General features: G+C 40.8%; 26 protein-coding genes and 1 tRNA gene. 14 read left to right on the plus strand and 13 right to left on the minus strand.

The genetic code is table 11. The features are described from left to right. Positions 1–63 precede the first annotated feature (63 nt). A tRNA-Asp gene (locus BTO08_RS00005) sits at positions 64–140 on the plus strand. Positions 141–313: 173 nt separating this feature from the next. Here BTO08_RS00005 and BTO08_RS00010 read toward each other — a convergent pair. Together BTO08_RS00010 and BTO08_RS00015 are read right to left on the minus strand one after the other, a co-directional pair. Then, entirely contained in the window at positions 314–1,171 is an 858-nt protein-coding gene (locus tag BTO08_RS00010; protein WP_105059402.1) for a TIGR03899 family protein, read from the minus strand. Between the two features lie 295 nt (positions 1,172–1,466). After that, on the minus strand, positions 1,467–2,018 hold the full coding sequence (locus BTO08_RS00015; RefSeq protein WP_105059403.1) for a YtfJ family protein: 552 nt from the start codon (positions 2,016–2,018) through the stop codon (positions 1,467–1,469). A gap of 214 nt (positions 2,019–2,232) precedes the next feature. Between BTO08_RS00015 and BTO08_RS00020 the strand changes: the two genes are divergently transcribed. The 3 genes from BTO08_RS00020 (at position 2,233) to tamB (ending at position 8,525) form a co-directional block, all read left to right on the plus strand. Then, a complete protein-coding gene (locus BTO08_RS00020) occupies positions 2,233–2,442 on the plus strand; it encodes a DUF1107 domain-containing protein (RefSeq protein ID WP_006646030.1) in 210 nt (69 codons plus the stop codon). A 579-nt stretch (positions 2,443–3,021) separates the two neighbouring features. Continuing rightward, positions 3,022–4,773, plus strand: a complete 1,752-nt coding sequence (gene tamA / locus BTO08_RS00025) for an autotransporter assembly complex protein TamA (protein ID WP_105059404.1) — start codon at positions 3,022–3,024, stop codon at positions 4,771–4,773. Further along, complete coding sequence (gene tamB / locus BTO08_RS00030; RefSeq protein ID WP_105059405.1) at positions 4,770–8,525, plus strand: autotransporter assembly complex protein TamB; 3,756 nt, start codon at positions 4,770–4,772, stop codon at positions 8,523–8,525. Before tamA ends, tamB begins: the two co-directional genes overlap by 4 nt. A gap of 83 nt (positions 8,526–8,608) precedes the next feature. On the opposite strand, the gene BTO08_RS00035 is transcribed toward tamB, so the two are convergent. From BTO08_RS00035 to fbp, 3 genes are all read right to left on the minus strand, one after another. Beyond that, the gene (locus BTO08_RS00035) at positions 8,609–8,971 is read right to left on the minus strand and encodes a rhodanese-like domain-containing protein (protein ID WP_105059406.1); all 363 of its coding nucleotides are present in this window, start codon (positions 8,969–8,971) and stop codon (positions 8,609–8,611) included. A gap of 36 nt (positions 8,972–9,007) precedes the next feature. Beyond that, complete coding sequence (ppa, locus tag BTO08_RS00040; protein ID WP_105059407.1) at positions 9,008–9,538, minus strand: inorganic diphosphatase; 531 nt, start codon at positions 9,536–9,538, stop codon at positions 9,008–9,010. 131 nt (positions 9,539–9,669) lie between these two features. Next, the gene (gene fbp, locus BTO08_RS00045) at positions 9,670–10,683 is read right to left on the minus strand and encodes a class 1 fructose-bisphosphatase (protein ID WP_105059408.1); all 1,014 of its coding nucleotides are present in this window, start codon (positions 10,681–10,683) and stop codon (positions 9,670–9,672) included. A gap of 199 nt (positions 10,684–10,882) precedes the next feature. Between fbp and mpl the strand changes: the two genes are divergently transcribed. Both mpl and BTO08_RS00055 read left to right on the plus strand, forming a co-directional pair. Beyond that, positions 10,883–12,235: a UDP-N-acetylmuramate:L-alanyl-gamma-D-glutamyl-meso-diaminopimelate ligase gene (gene mpl / locus BTO08_RS00050; protein WP_105061285.1), complete on the plus strand. Its 1,353-nt coding sequence runs from the start codon at positions 10,883–10,885 to the stop codon at positions 12,233–12,235. 12 nt (positions 12,236–12,247) lie between these two features. Further along, positions 12,248–12,865, plus strand: coding sequence for a flavin prenyltransferase UbiX (locus tag BTO08_RS00055; protein WP_105059409.1), 618 nt, complete (start codon positions 12,248–12,250; stop codon positions 12,863–12,865). 40 nt (positions 12,866–12,905) lie between these two features. Here BTO08_RS00055 and BTO08_RS00060 read toward each other — a convergent pair whose 3' ends face one another. Both BTO08_RS00060 and argR read right to left on the minus strand, forming a co-directional pair. Then, a complete protein-coding gene (locus tag BTO08_RS00060; protein ID WP_105059410.1) occupies positions 12,906–13,889 on the minus strand; it encodes a TAXI family TRAP transporter solute-binding subunit in 984 nt (327 codons plus the stop codon). Between the two features lie 260 nt (positions 13,890–14,149). Beyond that, complete coding sequence (argR, locus tag BTO08_RS00065; RefSeq protein WP_045083547.1) at positions 14,150–14,620, minus strand: transcriptional regulator ArgR; 471 nt, start codon at positions 14,618–14,620, stop codon at positions 14,150–14,152. Positions 14,621–15,012: 392 nt separating this feature from the next. On the opposite strand from argR, the gene mdh reads away from it, so the two are divergent. Next, positions 15,013–15,951 carry a malate dehydrogenase gene (gene mdh / locus BTO08_RS00070; RefSeq protein WP_105059411.1) on the plus strand — a complete coding sequence of 313 codons (939 nt, stop codon included), beginning with the start codon at positions 15,013–15,015 and terminating at the stop codon, positions 15,949–15,951. Positions 15,952–16,021: 70 nt separating this feature from the next. Here mdh and BTO08_RS00075 read toward each other — a convergent pair whose 3' ends face one another. Then, on the minus strand, positions 16,022–16,213 hold the full coding sequence (locus tag BTO08_RS00075) for a hypothetical protein (RefSeq protein WP_045083545.1): 192 nt from the start codon (positions 16,211–16,213) through the stop codon (positions 16,022–16,024). Between the two features lie 124 nt (positions 16,214–16,337). After that, positions 16,338–17,309 (minus strand): octaprenyl diphosphate synthase, encoded by a 972-nt coding sequence (gene ispB, locus BTO08_RS00080; protein ID WP_105059412.1) that lies wholly within the window; start codon positions 17,307–17,309, stop codon positions 16,338–16,340. A gap of 278 nt (positions 17,310–17,587) precedes the next feature. Here ispB and rplU point away from each other — a divergent pair, with 278 nt between their 5' ends. From rplU to folA, 7 genes are all read left to right on the plus strand, one after another. Further along, on the plus strand, positions 17,588–17,899 hold the full coding sequence (rplU, locus tag BTO08_RS00085) for a 50S ribosomal protein L21 (RefSeq protein WP_005369904.1): 312 nt from the start codon (positions 17,588–17,590) through the stop codon (positions 17,897–17,899). 18 nt (positions 17,900–17,917) lie between these two features. Then, a complete protein-coding gene (gene rpmA / locus BTO08_RS00090; RefSeq protein WP_005369901.1) occupies positions 17,918–18,175 on the plus strand; it encodes a 50S ribosomal protein L27 in 258 nt (85 codons plus the stop codon). A 66-nt stretch (positions 18,176–18,241) separates the two neighbouring features. Then, positions 18,242–19,168, plus strand: coding sequence for a DMT family transporter (locus tag BTO08_RS00095; protein ID WP_005369900.1), 927 nt, complete (start codon positions 18,242–18,244; stop codon positions 19,166–19,168). An 83-nt stretch (positions 19,169–19,251) separates the two neighbouring features. Continuing rightward, on the plus strand, positions 19,252–20,421 hold the full coding sequence (gene cgtA / locus BTO08_RS00100) for an Obg family GTPase CgtA (RefSeq protein ID WP_005369899.1): 1,170 nt from the start codon (positions 19,252–19,254) through the stop codon (positions 20,419–20,421). A 127-nt stretch (positions 20,422–20,548) separates the two neighbouring features. Beyond that, positions 20,549–21,352: a threonine/serine ThrE exporter family protein gene (locus tag BTO08_RS00105; RefSeq protein ID WP_105059413.1), complete on the plus strand. Its 804-nt coding sequence runs from the start codon at positions 20,549–20,551 to the stop codon at positions 21,350–21,352. Further along, entirely contained in the window at positions 21,349–21,825 is a 477-nt protein-coding gene (locus BTO08_RS00110; protein WP_105059414.1) for a threonine/serine exporter family protein, read from the plus strand. Before BTO08_RS00105 ends, BTO08_RS00110 begins: the two co-directional genes overlap by 4 nt. Before the next feature lie 39 nt (positions 21,826–21,864). Beyond that, positions 21,865–22,347, plus strand: a complete 483-nt coding sequence (gene folA, locus BTO08_RS00115; RefSeq protein WP_105059415.1) for a type 3 dihydrofolate reductase — start codon at positions 21,865–21,867, stop codon at positions 22,345–22,347. A gap of 61 nt (positions 22,348–22,408) precedes the next feature. On the opposite strand, the gene BTO08_RS00120 is transcribed toward folA, so the two are convergent. From BTO08_RS00120 to pdxA, 4 genes are all read right to left on the minus strand, one after another. Then, a complete protein-coding gene (locus BTO08_RS00120; RefSeq protein ID WP_105059416.1) occupies positions 22,409–23,224 on the minus strand; it encodes a symmetrical bis(5'-nucleosyl)-tetraphosphatase in 816 nt (271 codons plus the stop codon). A 36-nt stretch (positions 23,225–23,260) separates the two neighbouring features. Next, positions 23,261–23,644: a Co2+/Mg2+ efflux protein ApaG gene (gene apaG / locus BTO08_RS00125; RefSeq protein WP_045148724.1), complete on the minus strand. Its 384-nt coding sequence runs from the start codon at positions 23,642–23,644 to the stop codon at positions 23,261–23,263. Positions 23,645–23,761: 117 nt separating this feature from the next. Next, positions 23,762–24,586 carry a 16S rRNA (adenine(1518)-N(6)/adenine(1519)-N(6))-dimethyltransferase RsmA gene (rsmA, locus tag BTO08_RS00130; RefSeq protein ID WP_045083538.1) on the minus strand — a complete coding sequence of 275 codons (825 nt, stop codon included), beginning with the start codon at positions 24,584–24,586 and terminating at the stop codon, positions 23,762–23,764. Next, positions 24,583–25,575, minus strand: a complete 993-nt coding sequence (gene pdxA / locus BTO08_RS00135) for a 4-hydroxythreonine-4-phosphate dehydrogenase PdxA (protein WP_105059417.1) — start codon at positions 25,573–25,575, stop codon at positions 24,583–24,585. The genes rsmA and pdxA overlap by 4 nt, the downstream gene beginning before the upstream one ends. Position 25,576: the final 1 nt, after the last annotated feature.

Here is a 25,576-nt window from a genome sequence, read left to right on the forward strand (position 1 = left end):
AAAATTTAAGATACTTGTTCTGAACGACAGGTATCGGATAAAACGAAAGTTTTATCTCCGTGTGGAGCGGTAGTTCAGTTGGTTAGAATACCGGCCTGTCACGCCGGGGGTCGCGGGTTCGAGTCCCGTCCGCTCCGCCACTTTATTAGAGAAACCTGAATCGAAAGATTCAGGTTTTTTTTCGTCGGTAGAAAATAATTATTAATAAAGTAATGAGTAGATGCTTTATTGGGAAACTGCAGCCTTGTTATTTCGAGTTCCTCCTGCTTTAACAATTATTAAAAAGCGGAGTCACAAAAATTTAGGCTATGTATCAGTATTGGTGGGCTACCGTAAAATATTTTAAAAGTAGTTCATTAAGTTGATCTTGATATTCATGATGAGTCTGTGAACCAATTAGTTGGGCTAATTCCTGTCCTATTGGTGATAAACGATAATAGGTAAAAGATGTCCCTTTTTTGATGGGAGATAAGCTGTAAGACTCTGTATGATAGTTGAAATTGAGTTTATCTGTGTAACTTATTAGGTTTGTTTCCAGTTCAGTGCTGAGTAATAGCCCAAGCTCAGTTAAGATTAAAATAGACGAATAAGGTAAATGGTATTGGTTATAGTCAATATGTGTTTGATGGCTTCTACGAAAAGTAAAACTGCTTGTTCGTTGTTTGATACTTGTGAGAAGTTTTTTATTTTTATCGTTACCAATACAACAGGTAAGAGTAAGCACTTTTTGAAATAGAGCTGCTTCTCGATGTGTCATTGATAAGAGTATTTTTAAAGTGCGAAGAGATACAGAGCCTGGTTGAATGATCTCTTGTTTTAGAATTTTTGCCCACAGCTTTTGCATAGATGGAGTATAAATTTGTTGGGCCATTTCTATAAATCTCACTAACCAATCAGGATCAGGATCTCTAGCTGTTTCATCATTACATTGGTTATAGGCTTGTTTTATGATCTGCTCTAAATTCGATTGTTCTTGTTGTTGTTTTTTTTGCAGACGAACTTGTAATCTTTCTTCTAAACCTCTCTCTCGAGCATTATTAATTTCCCCATCGATAGCATATTTTTCGGCGATGCTTTTTATTTTGTTTTTACTGTTGGTTAATGTCTTTAATACTCCAAGCGCTCGACTATTTTCTATTGGTTTATCGATACTCTCTGCTTTATAGCTCATACTTTTTTCATTCTCTTAACCAATGCTTCACCCGTTTTTGTTATCTTGATCTCATGATTAGGAACGAACACGATGAGATGTTATCTTTGTGTTAAGTTAAAGTAAGTAATGATTACGGAGAATCCCATGAAAAAATTGAATCGATATATTACTGATCTTATTTTAGTCATTGGTTATTCAACGATCGTGAGTTACTTGCTTTGGTTTTTTAGTAAATAGTATATCGACTAGAGCTATCGTTTCTTTATTACTTTAAAAAAACCTTAGCCACCCTAGAGAGATGACTAAAGTATCATTATAAATTTTTATTCACTAAACTGATCACTTCTTTAATCTCACTAGGTGTCAGTTTGCCATCTTTTGCGAATATGACTTTACCTGCCTTATTCACTACAAATACGGCAGAGCTTTCCTTTTTTAGATCCCATGTTTTTTGAACAATTCCGTTGCTATCTAACACTATTGATGACCATGGGTATTCACGTTTACTGTCTTCTGTTGCTGATTTTACAAAGCCTCCAGTTCCCCAAATCGCATCATTTTGGTTAATGATAGTTGTTGTTTGGTATTCACTTTCCGGAAATTTTGCGGCAGAAATGGCTGTAACAAGTGGTGCATTAAGCTCTTTGGCTGAACTGCGTCCAGCAATGGCGAATACTATACGCATTTTGCCTTTTAGCTTTGTACTTCTCCATGATTGGTAACTAATTGCCTTATCTTTTAAAACAAGCTCACCTTTATTAGTAACAGTAACACCAGGTAATGAATCTCCTGATTTTATGTTGGTAGCAAAGCTGATTGAAGGGGCTAAAGCTGCAAGTAGGATAAAGGTTGCCTTTAATTTCATGTGTTACCTCTTTTTAGTCTGATTTGTGATTATGATAGTTAATCTTCTTTGAACTGGTAGTACCAGAAGTTAATATTTGGGCTCTAAGTCGATCATTATTGTTACAAGGTTCGTATGTATTGGAATATGGCAAGTTGTTTGCATTAAGTTTTGATGTGATGAAACAAAGTCATCGATTTGCGGTCTATACCTGTAACCGTTAAGTGAGGACAGCATGCTTAGAATCTTTAAAATTTACCGACCAAACCAAGTGGCTCGTTATGTAAAAAGCTATTTTCGAGGTCGTATTTTCATTATGGGTGTAGGTGGCTTTGAATTTGATAGTGGACGACTATTACCACCTAAGTCTGGTGATTTAAAAGCATTAAATGTACTAACTGAAGTGAACAAAGAGATTCAAATGCTATCAGGCATGGTCGTGTAATCACTAAAAGCCCATATATATCTAATTCATCCTCGTTTGTGGAATACGAGTAAGATGTAAGTACTACTTTGTTCCTGCTATAGGCTAACTGGGAACATGATCCTGCCATATGACAACACAGATATACTCCCTCCATCGTCATGTATCAATTTACAGATCTGTATTAAATTATTTTTTCTCAAAAAAAGTAATTTAATGTTCTACAGTTGTTTGGTTACTGAAAGTCGTTTGAACCGTTTGAGTGCTATCTTTACTTAGTGATAATCCTTAATAATTCCAACAGGCTATAATACTGACTGTTAAGTTATAGATAAGGCTTTGGATGTGTTTTAATGCTTCCATTAAAGCGATCGCATTATATTAGTGTAGAGGCATTGTTTTTCTTAAGTTCATTGACTTTAGGTTACTTTTTTTTAGATTCATTTTGTTAATATTTATAAATAGGTAGCTGAAAATGGATCAAAATTCTATTCGGTTCAATATTCATAAGTTTTCAGATGGCAAAGGTTGGAAGTTACTTATAGCTTTGTCAAAATGGGTTCGTAATTAATTCTAAATTTCGCGAAGAAGCACAATAGAATGAATAAAGTTTTTAAATGGTTGGGTGTGACATCATTTGCTTTGGTGCTATCGAGTCCGGTTATGGCCTCTTCATTGAAGATAAAAGGCTTAGATGGAAAAGTAGAAGATAATGTCGATGCTTATCTTTCTGCATTATCAAAGGATGATTACAGCGCGACATTGCGCTTTAAAGATCAGGTATTAAATGAAATTAGCGATGCGCTGCAAGCTTTAGGCTATTACCAGCCAAAGTTTGATTATCAAGTCTCGGGTAGTGGCGCTAAAACGAAAATAGTGGTTACTGTTGATCAAGGTCCACGAGCGCATATTAGTAAAAGTAATCTTATTATTACTGGTGATGCTAAAAATGATCCTGCTTTTATGTCATTAGTAAAAAGCAGTGGTTTAGGGCTAGGTGAACCGCTTAATCAAGGTAAATATGAGGCTTTTAAATCATCATTAATGAGTTTAGCTCTTCGTCGTGGTTATTTTGATGCTGAACTAACGAAAAGTACATTAGAAGTGGTGCCTAGTCGTAACGAGGTCTTTATCAATATTAATTTTGATTCAGGTCGACGTTATACTTTTGGTGAAACGACTTTTCAAGGAAGCCAAATTGATGATAATCGCTTACGTTCAATGATCCCTTATACGGAAGATGAACCTTACCTTGCTTCAAAACTGGGAGAGTATAATGAGCGTTTGTCTAACGTTGGTTGGTTCTCCTCCATTTTTGTTGGTGGGGATGTCAAAGAGCGTAAAGATGATGCGATCCCAATTCACGTCGTTGTTTCGCCACAAGTTAAAAATCAATTTGAAACGGGTATTGGTTTTTCGACTGATACCGGACCTCGTTTGAAATTCAATTGGAAAAAGCCGTGGATTACGAGTAAAGGTCATAGCTTTAACTTGAAATCGGAAATATCGAAAGAAGAGCCAAAAGTTGAAGCTGTTTATAAGATCCCACTCGATGATGTGTTGAATGATTATTATCAAGTTGTTGGTGGCATTCGTTATGTCGATACGCACGATACGATAAGTACACAATTTGGTATCGGGGTTGAGCGTCACTGGCGTTTAGATTCGGGATGGAATCGTACTGTTGCACTTCGTTGGTTGACGGAGAAATATGAGCAAGGTGGTATGGAAAAAGGGGTATTCAATGTTTTGATGCCAGGATTGTCGTACAGCAAAAGCAGTATGGTTGGGGGAATATTCCCGACCAGCGGGAGTAAATATAATTTTTCTGTTGATCTTGCTAATGAAAATGTTGGATCAAATACTACGTTCGCTCGAGTGCAAGCAAAAAATGCTTGGATTCGTAGTTTTGGTGAAAATCAGCGCGGTATTTTCCGTTTAGATGGCGGCGCTATTATTAGTGATAGCATTCAAGACGTCCCACCTTCGTTACGTTATTTTATTGGTGGTGATAATAGCCTCCGAGGTTATGGTTATCAGTCTATATCCCCTCGTAATAGCCAAGGGAAAATGGAAGGCGGTCGTTATATGGCAACCTCCAGCATTGAATATCAACACCGCGTTTATGGTGATTGGTGGGGGGCTGTATTTTATGATTATGGTTCTGCTTGGAATTCTACACCAGATTGGAAGCGTGGCGTCGGAGTCGGTGTTCGATGGGTTTCACCTGTAGGTCCTATTCGCCTTGATTTTGCTTGGGGCTTAGATAAGAACAAGAGCAATAATGATGGTTTCCTTAAACTGAGCAAAGATGAATTTCAGCTCCACTTTACTTTAGGTCCTGAATTATGATTTGGGTTAAGCGTATAGCACTTGGTGTATTAGCCTTATTATTATTATTAGTTATTGCCGTAGCTGCACTACTTTACACTCCTGCAGGCATTAAAGTTGCTGCATGGGGAGCGCAGAAAGCACTTCCTGCCTTGTCGATTGGTGAGTCGCAAGGTGCTTTATTTGATGGTTTTGAATTTAAGAATGTCCGCTATAACGACGGAAATATAGATCTTGCTGTTAATAAGCTGAATTTAACATTAAATGATAGCTGTTTATTAACCCCTGAGATTTGTGTCTCTGATCTAGGGGTGCAAGGTGTGAAGTTTTCAATGCCAGAACTTCCACCCGCATCGGATAAGCCTGAACAGCCTTCAGAGCCAGTAACTGAAATTTCAATGCCATTGCCTATTCATATTGAGAAGGTAACGCTCGATGATATCGATTTAGATATATTGGCGAATAAAGTGCGCTGGAAGCATTTCTCTACAGCAGCTGATTTACAAGGCAGTCATGTCACCTTAAAGCCAACGGATTGGGATGGGATTCATTTAGCATTAGCACCATCTAAAGTAGGTGATAAAAAGCCAGCAGCAGCGTCGAAATCAACGAAAAAAGCGGAAGTAATAAAACTGCCTGATGTTGTGTTACCGATGTCGTTTGATATTGAGCGTTTTACGGTAAAAGACTTTGAGTTAGCTGGCGAAACGCCACAAAAGGTCTCGTTATTAGAGCTGATTGCGAATGCTAAAGATAGCGATATCAAGATTGATAAGTTGCAAGTGAATGCGCCTCAAGCGTCTTTAACCGCAAAAGCTGATGTGACGTTAAAGGGAGATTACCCACTTACATTAGATGCGAATGCAAAGGTATCGATGAAGCCTGTTGAAGGTCATCAGTTGCATTTAAAAGCATCAGGATCATTAGCGAAATTGGTACTTGATGCAACGTTAAAAGGTAAATTAGATGCGTTGATTAAAGGTAAATTATCGCCGCTGGATCCGAATCTTCCTTTTGATGTGGTGGTATCAAGTAAGCATTTACAATGGCCTGTTGATAAAAAAGCAGAATTTACTGTTGCCAATACTGATATAAACGCCAAAGGTAGCTTAAAGGGCTTTACGTTTAATGCTAAAAGTAACGTAAATGGCAAGCCTATGCCAAACGTGAAATTTAATTTGAAAGGTAAAGGTAACCTTGATTCGGTGAACTTATCGGCACTGAATGTAGAGACCTTAGGTGGCTCTATTACAGGTAATGCAAAAGCAAGTTGGAAAGATCTTGTTAAATGGCAAGGTCAGCTCGCTTTTGTCAATATCCAGCCAGGTAAGCAATGGCCAGAAGCGGAAGGCAACGTAAGCGGTAAGTTAAATACATCGGGTGGTTTAACTGCAAAAGGTGGTTGGTTTATTAAATTGCCAGAGCTTGCTGTTAATGGCTCCATCATGAAGCAGCCTCTTGATCTTCATGGTCAGCTTGATGCTTCTGATGTGACGGGTAAAGGTAAAGATCTTAAGTTTAAAACACAGGACTTAACATTAAAGCATGGTCCTAATGGTTTAGTCGCGAAAGGTGAATTAGACAAGACGTGGAACGTTGTTGCTGATATTAAAGCGCCAGATTTATCTAAATCATTAGCGGACTTACATGGTCGTGTTACTGGTGAGGTGAAGCTATCAGGCAAGATGGCTGAACCGGATGTAAAACTTGACCTTGAAGGTGATGATCTTGGTTGGCAAAAAGTCGCAAGCCTTGCGTCTTTTAAATTGAAAGGTAGCGTAACGCCATTACCAGCATTAAAAGCTGATATTAGTTTAAATGCTAAAAAAGGGAAATTTGATACTGTTACGTTGGATGATATGGATGTGTTGTTTAAGGGCACAGAGCAAGATCATCGTTTAATGGTAAAAGTAAAAGGAGAGCCAGTAGGTACTGAGTTACTTCTAACGGGTAAATTAGATCGTAAGACAGGCTGGCAAGGGATCTTGCAAAAAGGTGACTTTACAACTCCTGTTGGTGAGTGGGTACTAAACCATCCAACACCTATCCGTTATGATCTGAAAACCGCAATGGCAACAGTGGGTGCACACTGTTGGCAACAAGGCAAAGCTGGAATTTGTTTAACTCAAGATCTGACTGCTGGTACATCTGGTAATGCGCAATTAGCAATAAAGCGTTTCAATTTTGATTTGCTGAAATCATTTATGCCTGAGCAGATGAACGTCAACGGTGAGCTTGGTGCGAATGTTGTCGCTAAATGGGCACCGAAGAGTGCACCTTATGTTAAAGCCCAGATTTTGATGCCGAGCGGTAGTTTTACTCAACAAGTAGATACCGATGATACACCATTAACGTTAGGCTGGGATAAAGTTACCGTCAATGCTGAGATGGAAAATGATGTTCTAAATGCTAATTGGTTAGTGGCGGTTAAAAATAATGGTGATTTATCAGGTAATGCTAAGATCACTGATCTACAAGGTGATAAGCGCATTAATGCTAATGTGAAATTAGATCGTTTTACGCTTGCATTCTTAGAGCCTGTTATTAAGGATTACCATCAGTTTGGTGGTCAAGTTGATACTAACTTGCAAATAACCGGTCCAATTATGCACCCCGCGGTGAATGGTTTATTACAAGTCACGAAGCTAGAAGCAAGAGGGCGTAAAGTACCATTAGATGTTCAGAACGCTGATATTAAATTAGCCTTTACGGGTTATAACGCAACGTTAATGGGGAATATTTATACTCCTGATGGACAATTACTGTTACGTGGCACCGGCGACTGGCAAGATATGGCTGCGTGGAAAACAGAATTAAATATTAATGGTAAAGAGTTGCAAGTGAGTATGCCTCCAATGGTTTCTCTTAAGGTCTCTCCAGATCTCACCATTAAAGCAACACCTAAATCTGCAGATATTAGCGGAAAGGTGGGGATTCCATGGGGACGTATTACGGTTAATCAATTACCAAAATCTGCGATTTCGGTTTCTAAAGATCAGGTCATTTTAAAAGATAACCTAGAACCAGTTAAACCGAAGAAATCAGTGCCGTTTGATATTACAACTAATATCATGGTGCACGTTGGTGATGACGTGAAGTTATCAGCGTTTGGTTTAAAAGCTGGCTTATTAGGTGATCTGAATGTTCGCCAAGATGGCAAAGGACCAATGATTTACGGTGAAGTGAATATTGCCAAAGGGTCGTTTTATCGAGCTCTTGGACAGGAATTACTCATCCGTAAAGGGCAGATATTATTTAACGGTCCTGCAGATCAACCATTCCTGTCGATTGAAGCGATTCGTGATCCTGATAATATCGAAGATGATGTTATTGCTGGTGTGAAAGTGACTGGCTCTGCAGATAAACCAGAAGTAACGATTTTCTCTGATCCGGCTATGCCACAGCAAAACGCCTTATCGTATATTTTAACTGGCCGTAATCTTGATAGTGAGGATGATGGCGGTTCAGGTAATGCGATGACGACGGCATTGATAGGTATGGGACTGGCGCAAAGTGGTCAACTTGTTGGTGATGTTGGTGAAGCCGTTGGGATCAAAGATCTTAGCTTATCTACCGCAGGGGCTGGCGACGACTCACAAGTAACTGTTAGTGGTTATATCGCACCAGGACTACAGGTGAAATATGGCGTAGGCTTATTTAATGATGTGGATGAGTTTACAGTACGTTATCGCTTGATGAAGAATTTATATATCGAAGCAGTAAATGGTCTCGATCAGGCTGTGGACTTGCTTTACCAATTTGAATTTAATTAATCATTAGTGATGCCATCTAATAAAAAAACCCAATGCTTGCATTGGGTTTTTTTATGTTTGTAGCATGTGTTTAGTCCTTTGGTTTAGTCCTTTGGTTTAGTTCGGAGGAGTTGTTGGTAACTTATGCCGTTAAATGTGTTTTTATAGCCAAGAGAATATAGCTCAGCTTCTGCTATTTCAGCACGTCGGCCTGAGCGACAGTAGAGTAATATCGGTTTGGACTTGTCTGTCAAATATTTTGAAATTGTCGCGATCTGTTCAAAAGGAATATTAACAGCATTAGAAATATGTCCTGCGGCAAATTCATCGGCTGTTCTTACATCAACTATGATAGGGTTATGTGTTTGCTCTAGTTGCCAAAACTCATCAGGGCTGACATTTTTAGCAAATGAAATAGCGGTAAAGAAAGTTAAAAATACCGCGAGTAAACCACGTTTATTTTTCATTATATTTTACCGCTATTAATAAGTGTTATTAGCTAGTTACTTCTTTTGAGCACGTTCAAAGGAAGTCAGAATTTCAGCTTTTGCTGCTTCTGCATTATCCCAGCCTTCTACTTTTACCCACTTGTTTGGCTCAAGCTCTTTGTAGCGCTCAAAGAAGTGAGTGATTTGTGCTTTAAGTAATTCAGGCAAATCATTCACATCTTGGATATGATCGTATTCTTTACTTAGTTTACTATGAGGTACGGCAACGATTTTTGCATCTTCACCCGACTCATCTGTCATTTTCAATACGCCAACAGGACGACAGCGGATCACTGCGCCAGGAACGAGTGGATGCGGCGTTGGTACGAGTACATCAACCGGATCACCATCAAGTGATAATGTGTGGTTAACGTAACCATAGTTACACGGATAAAACATCGGGCTAGACATAAAACGGTCAACAAAAATAGCACCACTGTCTTTGTCTACTTCATATTTAATCGGATCTGCATTTGCAGGGATTTCAATAACAACGTAAATATCTTCTGGGATATCCTTGCCAGCAGGGACCTGATTAAGGCTCATGACTAATTCCTTCTAAGGTTAATGAAATGTGTTGTTTGTTAAAATTATAATGAATGTAAACAAAAACAAAAGCAAATCATCATCGTTGATGTGTCGCGCCTTTAAATGCGCGACATGTATCGAGTTAACACTTATTTTTCTGGATATTCACGTAACAAACTTTCGACTTTTTCGACCATATTGGTTGAGCCAACAAAAAAGGGTACGCGCTGATGAAGTTCTGTTGGCTCAATATCAAGTATACGTTGAAAACCATCCGTTGCCTTACCACCTGCTTGCTCGATAATAAATGCCATGGGATTACATTCGTAAAGTAAACGTAATTTACCATTAGGGTAACTGGCGGTACTTGGGTAGAGGTAAATCCCACCTTTTAATAAATTACGATGAAAGTCAGCAACTAAAGAGCCTATGTAGCGTGATGTGTAAGGTCGTTTTTCTTCAGGTACGGCTTCTTGGCAATATTTAATATATTGCTTAACACCGGTAGGAAAACGAATGTAATTACCTTCGTTAATTGAATAAATGACGCCATCTTGTGGAATGGTCATATTTTCATGAGAGAGGCAAAAACTACCTAATGAGGGATCATAGGTAAAACCATGAACACCATTGCCCGTGGTATAAACGAGCATAGTGGATGAGCCATAAATGACATACCCAGCAGCAACTTGTTGGTTGCCGGTTTGCAGAAAGTCTTCTTTTGTTGGAGGAGAGCCGACAGGTGAAACACGGCGATAAATGGAAAATATCGTTCCCACAGAGACGTTAACATCAATATTAGATGAACCATCGAGAGGGTCCATTAAAACAACGTATTTTGCATTTAAATTTAATGGCTTATCAAATCCAACAGCTTCATCTTCTTCTTCACTCGCAATACCACAGACTTGATCCCTTGCTTCAAGAGCGGCTTTAAATTTATCGTTGGCATAGACATCGAGCTTTTGTTGCTCTTCGCCTTGGATATTGTTCTCGCCGACTGTACCTGTAATATCGACCAATCCTGCTTTGTTAATTTCTCGGTTGACGATTTTAGCTGCGAGTTTGATTGACCCTAAGAGGGATGAAAGCTCGCCACTTGCATGAGGAAAGTCACTCTGTTTCTCGACAATGAATTCACCAAGCGTTCTAATATCAGTCATAAACATTCCTTTCATCATGTTGTCATATAATCGGGTGAAGAGAGTAGAATATAGCACTTGATGAACTCACCTGCGGGTGAGTGGAAGTGCTAAATCGTATTTTTTGTTATATAAGAAATTGTATATAAAGATCTTTTTTATGGTAACGAAGTAACGCGAAAGCGTGAAACTAACCGAATTAATCACGGAGCCAGCAGCAATGCATATTCATATTTTAGGTATTTGCGGTACATTCATGGGCGGTGCTGCAATGCTTGCAAGGCAGTTAGGCCATAAAGTCACTGGCTCTGACGCCAATGTGTATCCACCGATGAGTACCATGTTAGAAGCCCAAGGTATTGAAATTATCCAAGGGTATGATCCGAAACAACTTGATCCTGCTCCTGATCTCGTGGTGATTGGTAATGCAATGAGCCGTGGCAACCCTTGTGTTGAGTATGTCCTTAACAGCAATCTACGTTACACCTCAGGCCCACAATGGTTACAAGAGTATTTATTACATGATCGTTGGGTAATGGCGGTATCGGGTACACACGGTAAAACAACAACAGCAAGCATGTTGGCGTGGATTTTGGAAGATTGTGGTTATCAACCGGGGTTTTTAGTCGGTGGTGTGCTGGGGAACTTCGGTATTTCAGCGCGTTTAGGGGAAAGCATGTTCTTCGTGGTTGAAGCGGATGAATATGACAGTGCTTTTTTTGATAAGCGTTCGAAGTTCGTACATTACCACCCTAGAACCTTGATCATGAATAATTTGGAATTTGATCATGCTGATATTTTCGATGATCTTAAAGCTATCCAACGTCAGTTCCATCATCTCGTACGCACAGTGCCTGGTAATGGTCGTATTTTAGCGCCAAAAGGGGTGAAAAATATTGATGAAACGCTAGAGATGGGTTGCTGGAGTGAATTGGAATATATCGGTGGTGACGGTCATTGGCGCGCTGAAAAGCACCATGCTGATGGTAGTGTGTTTGATGTGTATTTAGATAGCGATATGGTGGGTACCGTACATTGGCCTTTAGTGGGTGATCACAACGTTAATAATGCCTTAATGGCTATCGCTGCGGCACGTCATGTTGGAGTTACGCCAGATCTTGCATGTGAAGCATTAGCTAAATTTATTAATACTAAGCGTCGTCTTGAGCTTAAAGGCGAAGTTAACGGTGTAACGGTTTATGATGATTTTGCTCATCATCCAACCGCTATCGAGCTAACGTTAGGTGGGTTACGTGCAAAGGTGAACCAATCGCGTATTTTAGCCGTATTAGAACCTCGATCTAACACCATGAAGTTAGGGGTACATAAAGATGATCTTGCTCCTTCTTTACATGCTGCAGATGAAGTTTTTTTCTTCCAACCGCCAAATATTCCATGGTCAGTAGAAGAGATTGCTGAGCAATGTTCACAGCCTGCTTATTGCAGCGCGGATTTAGATGATTTGGTCAATAACATTACAAACAAAGCACAACCGGGCGATACCATTTTAGTGATGAGTAACGGTGGTTTTGGTGGTATTCATGATAAGTTATTGGCAGCACTAGCTAAATAATAGGAAAACGTAATGACAGATAAACGTATAACGCTAGCATGGACAGGCGCATCGGGTGCACCTTACGGACTACGTTTATTAGAATGTTTATTAGCGGCTGATTATCAGGTGTATTTATTGATTTCATCCGCGGCACGTGTGGTTTTAGCGACAGAGCATGGTTTGAAGCTATCAGCATCACCTGATAAAGCACGAGAGCAATTAGCGGCTCATCTGCAGGGTAATGCTGATAAATTAACTGTGTGTGGTAAAGATGATTGGTTTTCTCCTGTTGCGTCTGGCTCTGCAGCACCAAAGCAAATGGTTGTTTGCCCGTGCTCGGCTGGCTCCTTAGCTTCTATTGCTTACGGTATGTCAGAAAATCTGATTGAGCGTGCTGCTGACGTAGTGGTTAAAGAACGCGGTCAACTGGTGCTGGTGGTCCGTGAAACACCATTTTCGACTATTCATTTAGAAAATATGCTCAAGCTTTCTCAGATTGGGGTGACTATCATGCCAGCCGCACCGGGTTTTTATCATCAACCACAATCGATTGATGATTTAATTGATTTTATGGTCGCAAGGATCTTGGATCATTTAGGTGTTAAGCAAGGCTTAGTCCCGAGATGGGGATATGACCAACGCGCATAATGTTAAATATTTAAGCCCGTAATTAATGTTACGGGCTTTTTTAATATTGCTCGTTAGGGGGCAGAAATCCTGCCTCTTGATAATAACGAATAGCGCCTGGATGGAAAGGAACCGATAATCCGTTTTGGAGCATGCCTGCTTTAGTTAAATTGGCAAAAGCTGGGTGAAGTCTCTTAAATGTATCAAAATTACTAAAAATTGATTTTGTTAATGCATAAACGATTTCTTCAGAAACATCTGTACTTGAAATTAAAGTCGCTGACACACCAAAGCTTTCAGTATCCTCTTTAATCCCCTTATAAAAACCGTGAGGAGTCATTGATTTAGTATAAAAAGGATGATCTGCAATGATCTTTTCGATATTAGCCCCAGTGGTCGGAATTAATTTAGCATTACAATAGACTGCGGCTTCTTTTATTGCTCCGTTTGGGTGACCAACAAGATAAATATAGGCATCAATTTCGTTATTACATAATGCTTCTGAGCGTTCCGCGGCAGGGATCGAGATAAGCTTAAAATCAGAATGCGTCCAACCAAGGCTATCCATAACAATTTCCATTGTAGCTCGATCGCCTGATCCTGACTCACCAATATTGATCCGTTTTCCTTTAAGATCATCAAGATCATTTATACCTGAATCTTTACGAACAATAATATTAAAAGGCTCATCATGTAGCGAAAAGATGGCTCTCATCTTGCTATAAGGACCTTGGTCTTTAAATTGGCTCGTACCGTTATAGCCATGAAACTGCCAATCAGATTGAACAACACTAAATTCAAATTGTTTATCTTTGAGTTTATTAATGTTGTAGATAGAGCCGGTGGTTGATTCAACCAAACAACGCAGATTATGTTGCTGTCGTCCTTGATTCACTAATTTACAAATCGCACCGCCTGCAGGGTAATAAACACCATTGATAGGCCCTGTTCCTATCGTGATAAAACGTTGGGCGTATGCTGTCGATGCGATGAAATAACAACTTAAACTAAATAGCCCAAGTATCATTCTTTTTTTTAATGTCATGAATGAATCCTTTCTAATCATGATGGTTAATGGATACGAATGAGAGCGTATTAAAGAATATTTTTGCTGTTTATCATAACAAATGACGATAGTCTGAGGGGCTTTTGTCTGTGCTTCACCACTCAAATTGAGCAATAAGAAAGATGAAAATAGGTAAACTTGAGATCAATAACAAGAGTCAGAGATAGGGAATAAAGTGGGGGAAGAGCCGGGTCTATTTGATATGTCACTCAATGATGAAAATAAATAGACCCAAGGTATTACTTGCTGTAATCAAATAGCTCACAAACAGAATCGTAAAGCTCTTCTGCTGTTACGCTGCTAGTTGGTGTAATAAAGATCGTATCATCACCCGCTACTACGCCAAGGATGCCTTCGGCTTTACCTAAAGAATCTAATAAGCGAGCAATCACTTGTGCCGCACCAGGACCTGTGTGAATAACAACAAGTGCGCTGTTGTAGCCTACATCCATGACAAGATCTTTTAATGGACTGCTTGTTGTGGGTACGCCGAGTTCAACAGGTAAACAATACACCATTTCCATTTTTGCATTGCGTGTACGTACTGCACCGAACTTCGTCAGCATACGAGAAACTTTAGACTGGTTGATATTATCGAAACCTTGCGCTTTCAACGTATCAACAATCTCACCTTGAGAACTGAATTTTTCTTCTTTTAGAATTAGTTTAAACGCTTTTACTAAGCGCTCTTGTTTATCTGAATTTCGCATAAATAAATATTATCTACAGAGATGAGGTGGGGTATTTTTGCATAACATATCACTAAGTAGCAAACAAACTGCATGAAATCTGATTTTTGTATTATCAGGTGTTAATGGTCAGCATAAGGATAGTAATAATCTTTGTCGTTGTTTTTACTAAAGAACATCATCTTTTAACTGTTTAAATTATCACTTTTTTGCATAAAAGTTGTTTTTGTTGTGACAAGAGCGGATCACAAAAAAGGGTTTCTGCGCAACTTCGCAAAGCGTGCGGCCGAAGATTGTATTTGTTATCAGCTTGCTATAACGTCCCTTTATTATGCTTATCTTATGCAATGAAAATTGGCTTAAGTAAGCTGTATTAATAAAAAAAGATACTTCTATCGTAAAGGAGAACGAACATGAAAGTTGCTGTAATTGGCGCTGCTGGTGGTATCGGTCAAGCTCTTGCTCTGCTATTAAAAAACCATCTTCCAGCAGGTTCAGATCTTGCTCTATATGACATTGCACCAGTAACACCTGGTGTTGCAGCCGATCTTAGCCATATCCCGACCCCTGTATCTATTAAAGGTTATGCAGGTGAAGATCCTACTCCAGCATTAGAAGGCGCAGACGTTGTCCTTATTTCTGCAGGTGTAGCGCGTAAACCGGGTATGGATCGCGCTGATCTTTTCAATGTAAATGCCGGTATTGTTAAATCACTAGCAGAAAAAATTGCTGTGGTATGTCCTGATGCTTGTATTGGTATTATTACTAACCCTGTAAATACAACAGTGCCTATCGCAGCTGATGTACTTAAAAAAGCAGGTGTATACAACAAGCGTAAGCTGTTCGGTATTACAACACTTGATGTTATCCGCTCTGAGACGTTTGTTGCTGAATTAAAAGGTAAATCGCCTTGTGATATTCGTGTTCCAGTAATTGGTGGTCACTCTGGTGTGACTATTTTACCGTTGCTATCACAAGTTGAAGGTGTTGAGTTTACTGATGAAGAAGTAAAAGCATTAACACCACGTATTCAAAATGCAGGTACTGAAGTCGTTGAAGCAAAAGCGGGTGGTGGTTCAGCAACCTTGTCTATGGGTCAAGCGGCATGTCGTTTTGGTTTATCGCTAGTACGTGCATTACAAGGTGAGCAAGGTGTTGTTGAATGTGCTTACGTTGAAGGTGATGGCCAGCATGCACGATTCTTCGCACAACCTGTACTATTGGGTAAAGATGGTATTGAAGAAGTAATGGATTACGGTTCATTAAGTGACTTTGAGCAATCAGCGATGGAAAGCATGCTAGATACGCTTAAAGGCGATATTACTTTAGGTGAAGAGTTCGCTGCAAAGTAACCAGCTTGAATAGTATAATAAGAAAAAGCGGCGATTAAGCCGCTTTTTTATTGTCTGCGAGAAGTCTTTTCTAATAATAACGATCACAGCCTGTATGTAGTTGTGGTTGATCAATGATCTCGTTGCATTCAATGGAACGCAGTTGATGATCGTTTTTATGTTCAATGATCACTGCATTGTTTTGTTGATCAATGCCGATCACTTTCCCCACGCCATGTAATGACTCTACCCACATACCAACCTTTAATTGTGTTATCTCCATTATTCACTCCTACTTACCAGCAAAAGAAATAAACTAATATCAATTATAGATCATCGTGATTGTCTGATTTTTAGATATAAAAAAACCTGCCAAGTGGCAGGTTCTATGATGGTAAATCGCAGGCTTATTTATTACGCTGTACAGCCATGTGTGCTAGTGCAACTAAGGCTTCTTTGTACTCAGAGTCTGCAATCGGTGCTAAAGCCGCAATGGCTTTTTCTGCTTCTTCTTCTGCACGTTGTTGAGTGTACTCTAGTGAACCATGCTCGTGCATCGCAGCTAAAATAGCATCAAGCTTTTCCATCCCATTTGCTTTTTCAATAGCTTCGCGAATCATGGTTGATTGCTCGGTATTACCATGATGCATAGCATGGAGCAGTGGTAAGGTTGGTTTGCCTTCAGCTAAATCGTCACCGACGTTTTTCCCCATTTCTTTACCATCTGCAATGTAATCTAATACATCGTCGATAAGTTGGAATGCAGTACCTAAATAACGACCGTATTCTTGAAGTGCTAACTCAATTTCAGCAGGTGCTTGAGCAATAATGGCTGCGATTTGAGTTGAAGCTTCAAACAAGCGTGCTGTTTTTGAATAGATAACTTGCATGTAGCTATCTTCGGTGGTGTTAGGATCATTACAATTCATTAATTGTAGAACTTCACCTTCAGCGATCACATTGGTTGCTTCACTCATGATGTCGAGGATCTTTAAAGATCGTAGGCTTGTCATCATTTGAAATGAACGTGTGTAAATGTAGTCACCGACTAAAACACTGGCAGCATTACCAAACGCTGCGTTAGCCGTTTCTTTGCCGCGACGCATGTTTGATTCATCGACAACATCATCGTGCAATAACGTTGCTGTATGAATAAATTCAATAAAAGCAGCAGCTGTTGTGTGTTTATCGCCGTCATAGCTCAAAGCTCGTGCAGCTAAAACTGCTAGCATTGGGCGTAGACGTTTGCCACCGCTACTGACAATGTAGAAACCTAGTTGATTGATAAGCACAACATCTGAGTTAAGTTGTGCTTGTATCTTCGCGTCGACCTCGGCCATATCGTTGGCGGTGAGCGCTTGGATAGCTTTGAAATCCATTAATACATCCAGCAAGATTGTTGGCCACGTAGGGCGGAAAAGTGATTCGAATGGTTTATCGAATCTTACACTAAAATAGTACTATCGTCATAACCCCAACGTGCGCTATTTCAAAGACTTTTTTTGTTGGGCAGCTTTTCATCAATTTTCTTTCCATAATGGCTTGCCAGAATAACTCTTTTCGCGTAACATTCGCGCCCTATTGATGACAAGATTAAGCGCATACCCATTGCCTTTTTTATGCGGCAAATGGCCTATGCGGACAAGCGGAGTAAGACATGTACGCTGTTTTCCAAAGTGGTGGTAAACAACACCGTGTAAGCGAAGGCCAAACCTTACGCTTAGAAAAACTAGACGCTGAAACTGGCGCTAGCATTGAATTTGACTCAGTACTTTTAGTAGCTAATGGCGAAGAAGTATCTGTAGGCGCACCTTTTGTGGCTGGCGGTAAAGTAACTGCTGAAGTTGTTACTCACGGTCGTGGCGATAAAGTTAAAATCGTTAAGTTCCGTCGTCGTAAGCACTCTCGTAAGCAAATGGGCCACCGTCAGTGGTTCACTGAAGTCAAAATTACTGGCATCAGCGCTTAATAACAGGAGAATTTAAAGATGGCACACAAAAAAGCTGGCGGTTCTACTAATAACGGTCGCGATTCAGAAAGCAAACGCCTAGGTGTTAAGCGTTTTGGTGGCGAATCAGTTCTAGCAGGTAACATCATCGTTCGTCAACGTGGTACTAAGTTCCACGCAGGCAACAATGTTGGCCTAGGTAAAGACCACACTCTATTCGCTCTATCTGATGGTAAAGTGAAGTTCGAAGTTAAAGGTCCTAAGAACCGTAAATTCGTATCTATCGAAGCTGAATAATATTCAACTTTGACACGAAGATTAAAGCCCTGCCTATTGGCGGGGCTTTTTATATCTGGAGGGTTTATGCGCGATCGTGGCCCTATGATCGGCTTTTTCCTCGCATTAACAACGGCAGTCTTCTGGGGCGCGTTACCAATTGCGATGAAGCAAGCTGTTGAAGTGATGGACCCTTTCACTATTGTTTGGTATCGCTTTATTACGGCATCTGTCGGTTTAGGTTTATTATTAAGCTGGAAAAAGCAGTTACCAACAATTTCAAATTTAGGCCGAGCTGGTGGGCTAGTGTTACTGATTGCAAGTATTGGTCTTGCGGGTAACTTTGTCCTGTTTAATAGTTCGCTAAAATATCTTAATCCACCTGTGGTACAGGTTATTATTCAATTAGCTCCAGTGGGCTTATTGGTGACCAGTGCATGGGTATTTAAAGAAAAGCTTGCTAAGCACCAGATTATTGGTGTGATTTGTTTACTGGCTGGCTTACTACTGTTTTTTAATGAACGCTTAATTGAGTTATTTACCAGTTTTTCTGGTTATACTTTAGGTGTGAGTTTAGCTGTGGCGGCTGCTATTGTGTGGGTGATATATGGCCTTGCACAGAAGTGGTTATTAAAGCAATTTACATCAGCACAAATTTTGCTGATGATCTATGTGATCTGTGCTTTGATCCTTACGCCAGTAGCGCAACCAGAACAAATCTATGCAATGGATAATCGTCAACTTGCGATGTTGGCATTCTGTTGTATTAATACGCTTGTTGGCTATGGTGCTTTCGCTGAAGCGATGTCACGCTGGCAAGCCTCACAAGTGAGTGCAGTGATCACACTGACTCCTTTGTTTACGATATTATTTGTCGATCTTGCGAGCCTTGCTCTACCACAATACGTTGCGCCAGTAACGTTGAACATCTGGGGTTACCTTGGTGCGATGGTGGTGGTAAGTGGTGCGATATGCTGTGCTATAGGCCATAAATTTATTCGCCAGCACAAATAATCTAGGTCGATGACAATAATTACTACGCCATGATGAGTTTGTGATCATGGCTGTATGTTAAACGCCACAGTGCGGAGAAAAGAATGAAGTTTATAGATGAAGCAGTTATCAAAGTTGATGCCGGTGACGGCGGTAACGGCGTAGTGAGTTTTCGTACTGAAAAGTACATTCCTAAAGGTGGCCCTGATGGCGGTGATGGTGGTGACGGCGGTGACGTTTACCTATTTGCTGATGAAAACTTTAACACCTTGATCGATTATCGTTTTGAACGTTTCCATGCGGCAGAGCGTGGTGAAAATGGTCGTGGTGGTAACTGTACGGGTAAGCGTGGTGCCGATAAAATACTGACAGTTCCTGTAGGTACACGTGCAGTTGATGACGATACTGGTGAAGTGATTGCCGATCTGACTGAACACGGCATGAAAGTGATGGTTGCTAAAGGCGGTTTCCACGGCCTAGGTAACACCCGTTTTAAATCATCTGTAAACCGCGCACCTCGTCAAAAGACAATGGGTAGTTTAGGTGAAGTTCGTCATCTTCGTCTAGAATTGCTGCTTTTGGCTGATGTAGGTATGTTAGGTTTACCTAACGCAGGTAAATCGACCTTTATTCGCTCTGTATCGGCAGCTAAGCCGAAAGTAGCGGATTACCCATTCACTACGTTAGTACCAAGCTTAGGTGTTGTACGTGTTGATGCAGAGCGTAATTTCGTTGTTGCTGATATTCCGGGTCTTATTGAAGGTGCGGCAGACGGTGCTGGTTTAGGTATTCGTTTCCTTAAGCACTTAGAGCGTTGTCGTGTATTACTACACATGATTGATCTACTGCCTGCTGATGGCTCTGATCCGGTAGAAAATGCATTCACTATCATCAATGAGCTTGAGCAATACAGTGATAAATTAGGCAATAAGCCGCGTTGGATTGTATTTAACAAAGCTGACTTACTTGATGAAGAAGAAGCACAAGAGAAAATGACTGAAGTATTAGAAGCCCTTGCTTGGGAAGATAAGTACTACAGTATCTCTGCACTAAACCGTACTGGTACGAAAGAGCTAACGTATGATCTTATGGAAGCGATTGATGCTATGCCTAAGATCAAATACGAGCCTGAAGAGAAAGAAGATAAAGTTGACTTCAAGTGGGATGATTACCACGCTGAGCAAATTAAGAAAGCGCAGGATGAAGACGACGATGATGATTGGGATGATTGGAATGAAGATGATTACGATGTTGAAATCATCTACAAGCCATAATCAAGCCTGATTATGTAGAAGAAGCCGTGCCGTGAGGTACGGCTTTTTTTGTGCTTAATCAAAATGGATGTAGTAGTTATTCGATACTCTAATAGGATAATAAGTGCGCAATATTAATGGATGATAAATGGCAACTCATAAGGACGGTACTATTCCTCAACTCTCAGAGTCTGACCAAAGAGATATAACACGGCTTGTGATATCTGCAGGTCAACGTCTTTTACAACATGGCGCAGAAAGTACCTTAGTGGCTGATGTGACACGTCGACTTGGTTTGGCACTTGGGGTTGAAAGTGTTGAGGTATCATTATCTGCTAGTTCGATGGTGATCAGTACACGTCATCAGGGAAGTTGTATTACGACCACGCGGCGTTGCCAAGATAGTGGGATCAATATGCAGATCGTGACGGACATTCAACGGATCTGTATTTTAACTGAGCGTGGACTGCTTGATCGTCATGATGTTCACCACAAATTAGAACAAATTCAACCTCAGCGTTATCACCGCTTATTGGTGATTATTATGATTGGTCTATCATGTGCTTCTTTTAGTCGCTTAGCCGGGGGAGATTGGCCGGTTTTTTTCCTGACTTTTCTCGCTTCATCTATTGGTATGTTTGTTCGCCAAGAGATTGCACATTGTCATTTTAATCCTTTGATTAATTTTGCTTTCACCGCTTTTGTTACCACGTTAATTTCAGGTTTTGGACAAGTTTATCAAATTGGTGATAAACCTTTTTTAGCGATGGCTTCTTCTGTACTGATGTTGGTACCGGGTTTTCCATTAATCAATGCCGTTGCTGATATGGTAAAAGGTTACCCTTCAATGGGGTTAGCAAGGTGGACGATGGCGAGTTTATTAACGCTTGCCGCTTGTATTGGCATTGTTGCCGCGATGAATGTGCTGGATGTGTGGGGATGGTTACTATGAATGATCTGATCTCACTAATGCTGGCGCTAGGCAATGACATGTTTTTCGCTATGATCCCAGCTGTTGGTTTTGCATTAGTTTTTAATGTCCCACTAAAAGCACTGAAATATTGTGCCATTGGAGGAGCATTAGGGCATGGCTCCCGTTTTCTTTTAATGCATTGGGGAATGCCTATTGAGTGGGCTACATTTGCAGCAGCTACTCTTGTTGGTATGATTGGTGTGCATTGGTCACATCGCTTTTTAGCTCACCCTAAAGTCTTTACTGTAGCAGCAATGATCCCTATGGTTCCTGGCGTTTTTACTTATAAAGCAATGATTGCGATTGTTGAAATTAATCATCGTGGTTTTTCAATGGAATTATGGGGAGTGATGGTTGAGAATTTGCTTAAAGCGATCTTTATTGTTGCTGCATTAGCCATTGGGTTAGCTATGCCGGGATTATTGTTTTATCGCCGTCGACCTGTGGTGTAACCTATAGAGTCACAAATATTAAAAAGGAGTTTCCTGAAGATGAAGATCAGCATGATCGCCGCAATGGCGCATGATCGAGTAATTGGCAAAGAAAATGCGATGCCATGGCATTTACCCGCTGATTTTGCTTGGTTTAAGCAATGTACTTTAGGAAAGCCTGTGGTCATGGGGCGCAAAACGTTTGAGTCTATTGGTCGCCCGCTTCCAGGTCGTCATAACATTGTGATCACCCGTACCCCTGAGTTTCATGCCGAAGGGATCACTGTTGTGAGCGATATAGAAGCTGCAATACAAGCCGCTGGTGATGTAGAAGAAGTAATGATCATCGGTGGTGGTAGTATTTACCAAGCGTGTTTACCAAAAGCGAATTGTCTTTATTTAACGTTTATTGATGCTAACTTAGACGGTGATACACGTTTCCCTGAATGGGGAGAGGGGTGGCATCAAGTGAAGTCTGAGCATTATACAGCAGATGAAAAAAATGCTTATGCGATGGACTTTACGGTACTTGAACGCAATTAATCATACTGTTTAATAATGCCCATGCAGGTGGGCATTATTGGATAGGATAAAGTGGCTAGATTTAATAAATAGGGCACTCAGTAACAAAGCGTTGTCCGTCTTCCCAGCGTAACATGGTTAAACTGTTTCCCCACACGCACCCTGTATCAAGCCCAATACAATGCTTATCTTGATGCCCCATGAGTGCAGCCCAATGACCAAAGATAATGGTTTTCTCAATCGGCTCACTGCGCTTTACTTCAAACCACGGGATCAAGTTGCCAACGTCAGGGTTTCCTGGCTCTACTTTACACTGCATATCTAAACGTCCGTTAGGCTCACAAAAGCGCATACGGGTAAAACTGTTGATGGTATAGCGGAGCTGCTCTAATTCATTAAGTTCTTTTTGCCAAAAATCAGGGCCATCACCATACATATTTTCTAATAGCCATACATAACGTTCAGACTGAAGGATCGCTTCAACTCGGCGAGCTTGTTGACGCGCCGTCGCTAACGACCATTGTGGACTAATGCCAGCGTGTACCATAACTAATGGAAAATCAGGATGTTCAGCCAGCAATGGTTGATGGCGTAGCCAATGAAGTAATTCTTGGCTATCGGGCGCGTCTAAAATAGCTTGAGTTTTATCACTCGGTTTTAAACGTGCGAAGCCATTTGAAGCGGCTAATAGGTGGAGATCATGATTGCCTAAGATCACCTGTGCACTATTACCTAGTGCTTTAACAAAACGTAATGTTTCTAATGATTCAGGGCCACGTGCGACAAGATCGCCAGCAAGCCAAAGGTGATCGTGCTTGGGATCAAAATGCGCTTGAGCAAGGAGTTTTTTTAGATCAGGTAAGCAGCCCTGAATATCACCAACAAGGTAGGTTGCCATATTGCTCTCATTATTGAGGAAAGTGAAAGTAAACAGCTAGTGGATAATGTTAGGCACAGCCAAACGAAAAGGGGCAATGTCAACTTTAAAGCTATTACCGTCCCCGTCTTCCATAATGTAATGCCCTTGCATCACACCAAGCGGGGTATCAATAATTGTACCACTGGTGTAGGTATAGTCATCACTTGCTTGAATAATGGGTTGTTTACCCACAACACCATCACCATCAATCACTAGTTTTTTGCCATTAGCATCGGTGATCAACCAGTGGCGCTTAAGCAATTGTGCTTGTCCACGACCAAGATTATGAATGGTAATGGTATAGGAAAACACATAGCGACTATCGTCAGGCTCAGACTGATCATCGAGGTAATGAGTAACGACGTGGCATTTGATGGTTGGGGTAGAAGTGATACTCACAGACAACATCCTTTGTTTATGCTCTCTTTTTATTTTAGCGTCATTCATCCACAAATAAAGAAAAACCCCGATAACCGTGAAGCTATCGGGGTTTTTGTGTAATCCGTTTAAATGAGATTAAGCTTTCGCATCTTTTTGGTAATTAGCATCAAGCCAGTTCGCCATTGCCACAAACTGTTCAACAGTAATGTTCTCTGGGCGATTACCTGGGTTAACACCTAGTGCTTCAAGCTGCTCTGCTGTGAAGAGTGCTTTATAGCAGTTACGAATTGTTTTACGACGCTGGTTAAAACCTTCACGACATACACGATCCAACCATTTTAGGTTGGTACATGGGAACGGCAACACTTCGTAAGGTGTTAGACGTACTACCGCTGAATCGACTTTCGGTGCTGGTACAAAAGATTCTGGCGGCACTTCAAGTACAGGCATCACACGGCAGTAATACTGCGCCATAACCGTTAGACGACCGTATGCTTTGCTTCCTGGTCCTGCCGCAAGACGGTTAACCACTTCTTTTTGCAGCATAAAGTGCATATCTTCAACATCTTTGTGGAATTCAAAAATGTGGAACATTAAAGGGGTCGAAATGTTGTATGGCAAGTTTCCGAAAATTCGTAACTTATTATTTTCTTTAATAAGTTGCGTGAAGTCGAAACGCATTGCATCACCTTGATGGATCGTTAGCTTAGAAGCTAGATCTGGGTGATTTTCAAGGCGTTCAGCAAGATCGCGGTCTAGCTCTATAACAGTAAATTTATCAACAAGTTTACCAACTTGCTCGGTGATCGCACCTAGACCTGGGCCGATCTCTACCAAGTTTTGACCTGGTAATGGATTGATTGATGACACTATGCCGTCAATGATGTAAGGGTCTTTCAAAAAGTTCTGGCCAAAGCGCTTACGGGCGCGGTGACCTAGATGGACTTGATCGCTGCTCATGCTTGTTTATCTACCAATTCTAGGGCGTGAGATAGCGCTGTCCAAAGGCTACCTGTATCTGCCTGTCCGGTACCTGCGAGTTCCAGTGCGGTACCATGATCTACTGAAGTTCGGATGAAGGGCAATCCTAACGTAATGTTAACTGATTTACCGAAGCCTTTATATTTCAGCACCGGTAGCCCTTGATCGTGATACATGGCTAATACCGTATCGGCATCAGCTAAATATTTTTCTTGGAAAATAGTATCAGCCGGTAAAGGGCCGATAAGATCCATGTTTTCTTGCTCGCGTAACTGCTCAAGCGTCGGAGTAATAGTATTTATTTCTTCCATCCCTAAACAACCATCTTCGCCAGCATGGGGGTTTAATCCACAGACATAAATTTTTGGTGATTCAATTCCAAATTTACTGACTAAGTCAGCGTGTAAAATACGAATCACCTGCTTTAATCTGTCTTCTGTAATTGCTTGTGATACACAACTTAGAGGGATATGAGTTGTCACTAACGCGACGCGTAATCCTTCGGTAGCTAGCATCATAACAACTTGTGCAGTGTCAGATTGTTGAGCAAAAAATTCAGTGTGGCCACTAAATGATACGCCAGCTCGGTTAATGACCCCTTTATGTACAGGGCCGGTGACAACGGCGGCGAATTCACCATTCATACACCCTTCTGCAGCACGTTTAAGCGTCGAGAGCACATACATGCCATTACGTTCATCTAACGTGCCAGCGACAACATCAACAGCAGTATTGATGTGCGCAACCGTCATCGTTCCTGCTCTATGTGGCAGGGCTGGTTGATCGGGCTGATAAGGTAAAATGGTTAGTGGTAAACCTAATTTAGCCGCACGTTCTACCATAACCTGCGCATCAGCACAAATAACAAGTTGGTGCGGCCAATTTTCTTGGCATAAGGCGATGACTAAATCTGGGCCTATTCCAGCAGGCTCACCGGGGGTGATTGCAATCCGTTGTGTGTCAGTCATG

Origin of the sequence: Photobacterium angustum (assembly GCF_002954615.1) — a bacterium.
In the GTDB taxonomy this organism is placed as follows: Bacteria; Pseudomonadota; Gammaproteobacteria; order Enterobacterales; family Vibrionaceae; genus Photobacterium; species Photobacterium angustum_A.

What these genes read in the sequence shown, in the direction of transcription:
- pdxA (WP_105059417.1), bottom strand. Translation starts at nt 25,575, where the DNA reads ATGACTGACACACAACGGATTGCAATCACCCCCGGTGAGCCTGCTGGA.
- BTO08_RS00020 (WP_006646030.1), top strand. Translation starts at nt 2,233, where the DNA reads ATGCTTAGAATCTTTAAAATTTACCGACCAAACCAAGTGGCTCGTTAT.
- argR (WP_045083547.1), bottom strand. Translation starts at nt 14,620, where the DNA reads ATGCGAAATTCAGATAAACAAGAGCGCTTAGTAAAAGCGTTTAAACTA.
- BTO08_RS00010 (WP_105059402.1), bottom strand. Translation starts at nt 1,171, where the DNA reads ATGAGCTATAAAGCAGAGAGTATCGATAAACCAATAGAAAATAGTCGA.
- rpmA (WP_005369901.1), top strand. Translation starts at nt 17,918, where the DNA reads ATGGCACACAAAAAAGCTGGCGGTTCTACTAATAACGGTCGCGATTCA.
- ispB (WP_105059412.1), bottom strand. Translation starts at nt 17,309, where the DNA reads ATGGATTTCAAAGCTATCCAAGCGCTCACCGCCAACGATATGGCCGAG.
- BTO08_RS00055 (WP_105059409.1), top strand. Translation starts at nt 12,248, where the DNA reads ATGACAGATAAACGTATAACGCTAGCATGGACAGGCGCATCGGGTGCA.
- fbp (WP_105059408.1), bottom strand. Translation starts at nt 10,683, where the DNA reads ATGACTGATATTAGAACGCTTGGTGAATTCATTGTCGAGAAACAGAGT.
- BTO08_RS00120 (WP_105059416.1), bottom strand. Translation starts at nt 23,224, where the DNA reads ATGGCAACCTACCTTGTTGGTGATATTCAGGGCTGCTTACCTGATCTA.
- mpl (WP_105061285.1), top strand. Translation starts at nt 10,883, where the DNA reads ATGCATATTCATATTTTAGGTATTTGCGGTACATTCATGGGCGGTGCT.
- mdh (WP_105059411.1), top strand. Translation starts at nt 15,013, where the DNA reads ATGAAAGTTGCTGTAATTGGCGCTGCTGGTGGTATCGGTCAAGCTCTT.
- BTO08_RS00035 (WP_105059406.1), bottom strand. Translation starts at nt 8,971, where the DNA reads ATGAAAAATAAACGTGGTTTACTCGCGGTATTTTTAACTTTCTTTACC.
- cgtA (WP_005369899.1), top strand. Translation starts at nt 19,252, where the DNA reads ATGAAGTTTATAGATGAAGCAGTTATCAAAGTTGATGCCGGTGACGGC.
- BTO08_RS00095 (WP_005369900.1), top strand. Translation starts at nt 18,242, where the DNA reads ATGCGCGATCGTGGCCCTATGATCGGCTTTTTCCTCGCATTAACAACG.
- BTO08_RS00075 (WP_045083545.1), bottom strand. Translation starts at nt 16,213, where the DNA reads ATGGAGATAACACAATTAAAGGTTGGTATGTGGGTAGAGTCATTACAT.
- folA (WP_105059415.1), top strand. Translation starts at nt 21,865, where the DNA reads ATGAAGATCAGCATGATCGCCGCAATGGCGCATGATCGAGTAATTGGC.
- tamA (WP_105059404.1), top strand. Translation starts at nt 3,022, where the DNA reads ATGAATAAAGTTTTTAAATGGTTGGGTGTGACATCATTTGCTTTGGTG.
- rplU (WP_005369904.1), top strand. Translation starts at nt 17,588, where the DNA reads ATGTACGCTGTTTTCCAAAGTGGTGGTAAACAACACCGTGTAAGCGAA.
- BTO08_RS00060 (WP_105059410.1), bottom strand. Translation starts at nt 13,889, where the DNA reads ATGACATTAAAAAAAAGAATGATACTTGGGCTATTTAGTTTAAGTTGT.
- BTO08_RS00015 (WP_105059403.1), bottom strand. Translation starts at nt 2,018, where the DNA reads ATGAAATTAAAGGCAACCTTTATCCTACTTGCAGCTTTAGCCCCTTCA.
- rsmA (WP_045083538.1), bottom strand. Translation starts at nt 24,586, where the DNA reads ATGAGCAGCGATCAAGTCCATCTAGGTCACCGCGCCCGTAAGCGCTTT.
- ppa (WP_105059407.1), bottom strand. Translation starts at nt 9,538, where the DNA reads ATGAGCCTTAATCAGGTCCCTGCTGGCAAGGATATCCCAGAAGATATT.
- tamB (WP_105059405.1), top strand. Translation starts at nt 4,770, where the DNA reads ATGATTTGGGTTAAGCGTATAGCACTTGGTGTATTAGCCTTATTATTA.
- BTO08_RS00105 (WP_105059413.1), top strand. Translation starts at nt 20,549, where the DNA reads ATGGCAACTCATAAGGACGGTACTATTCCTCAACTCTCAGAGTCTGAC.
- BTO08_RS00110 (WP_105059414.1), top strand. Translation starts at nt 21,349, where the DNA reads ATGAATGATCTGATCTCACTAATGCTGGCGCTAGGCAATGACATGTTT.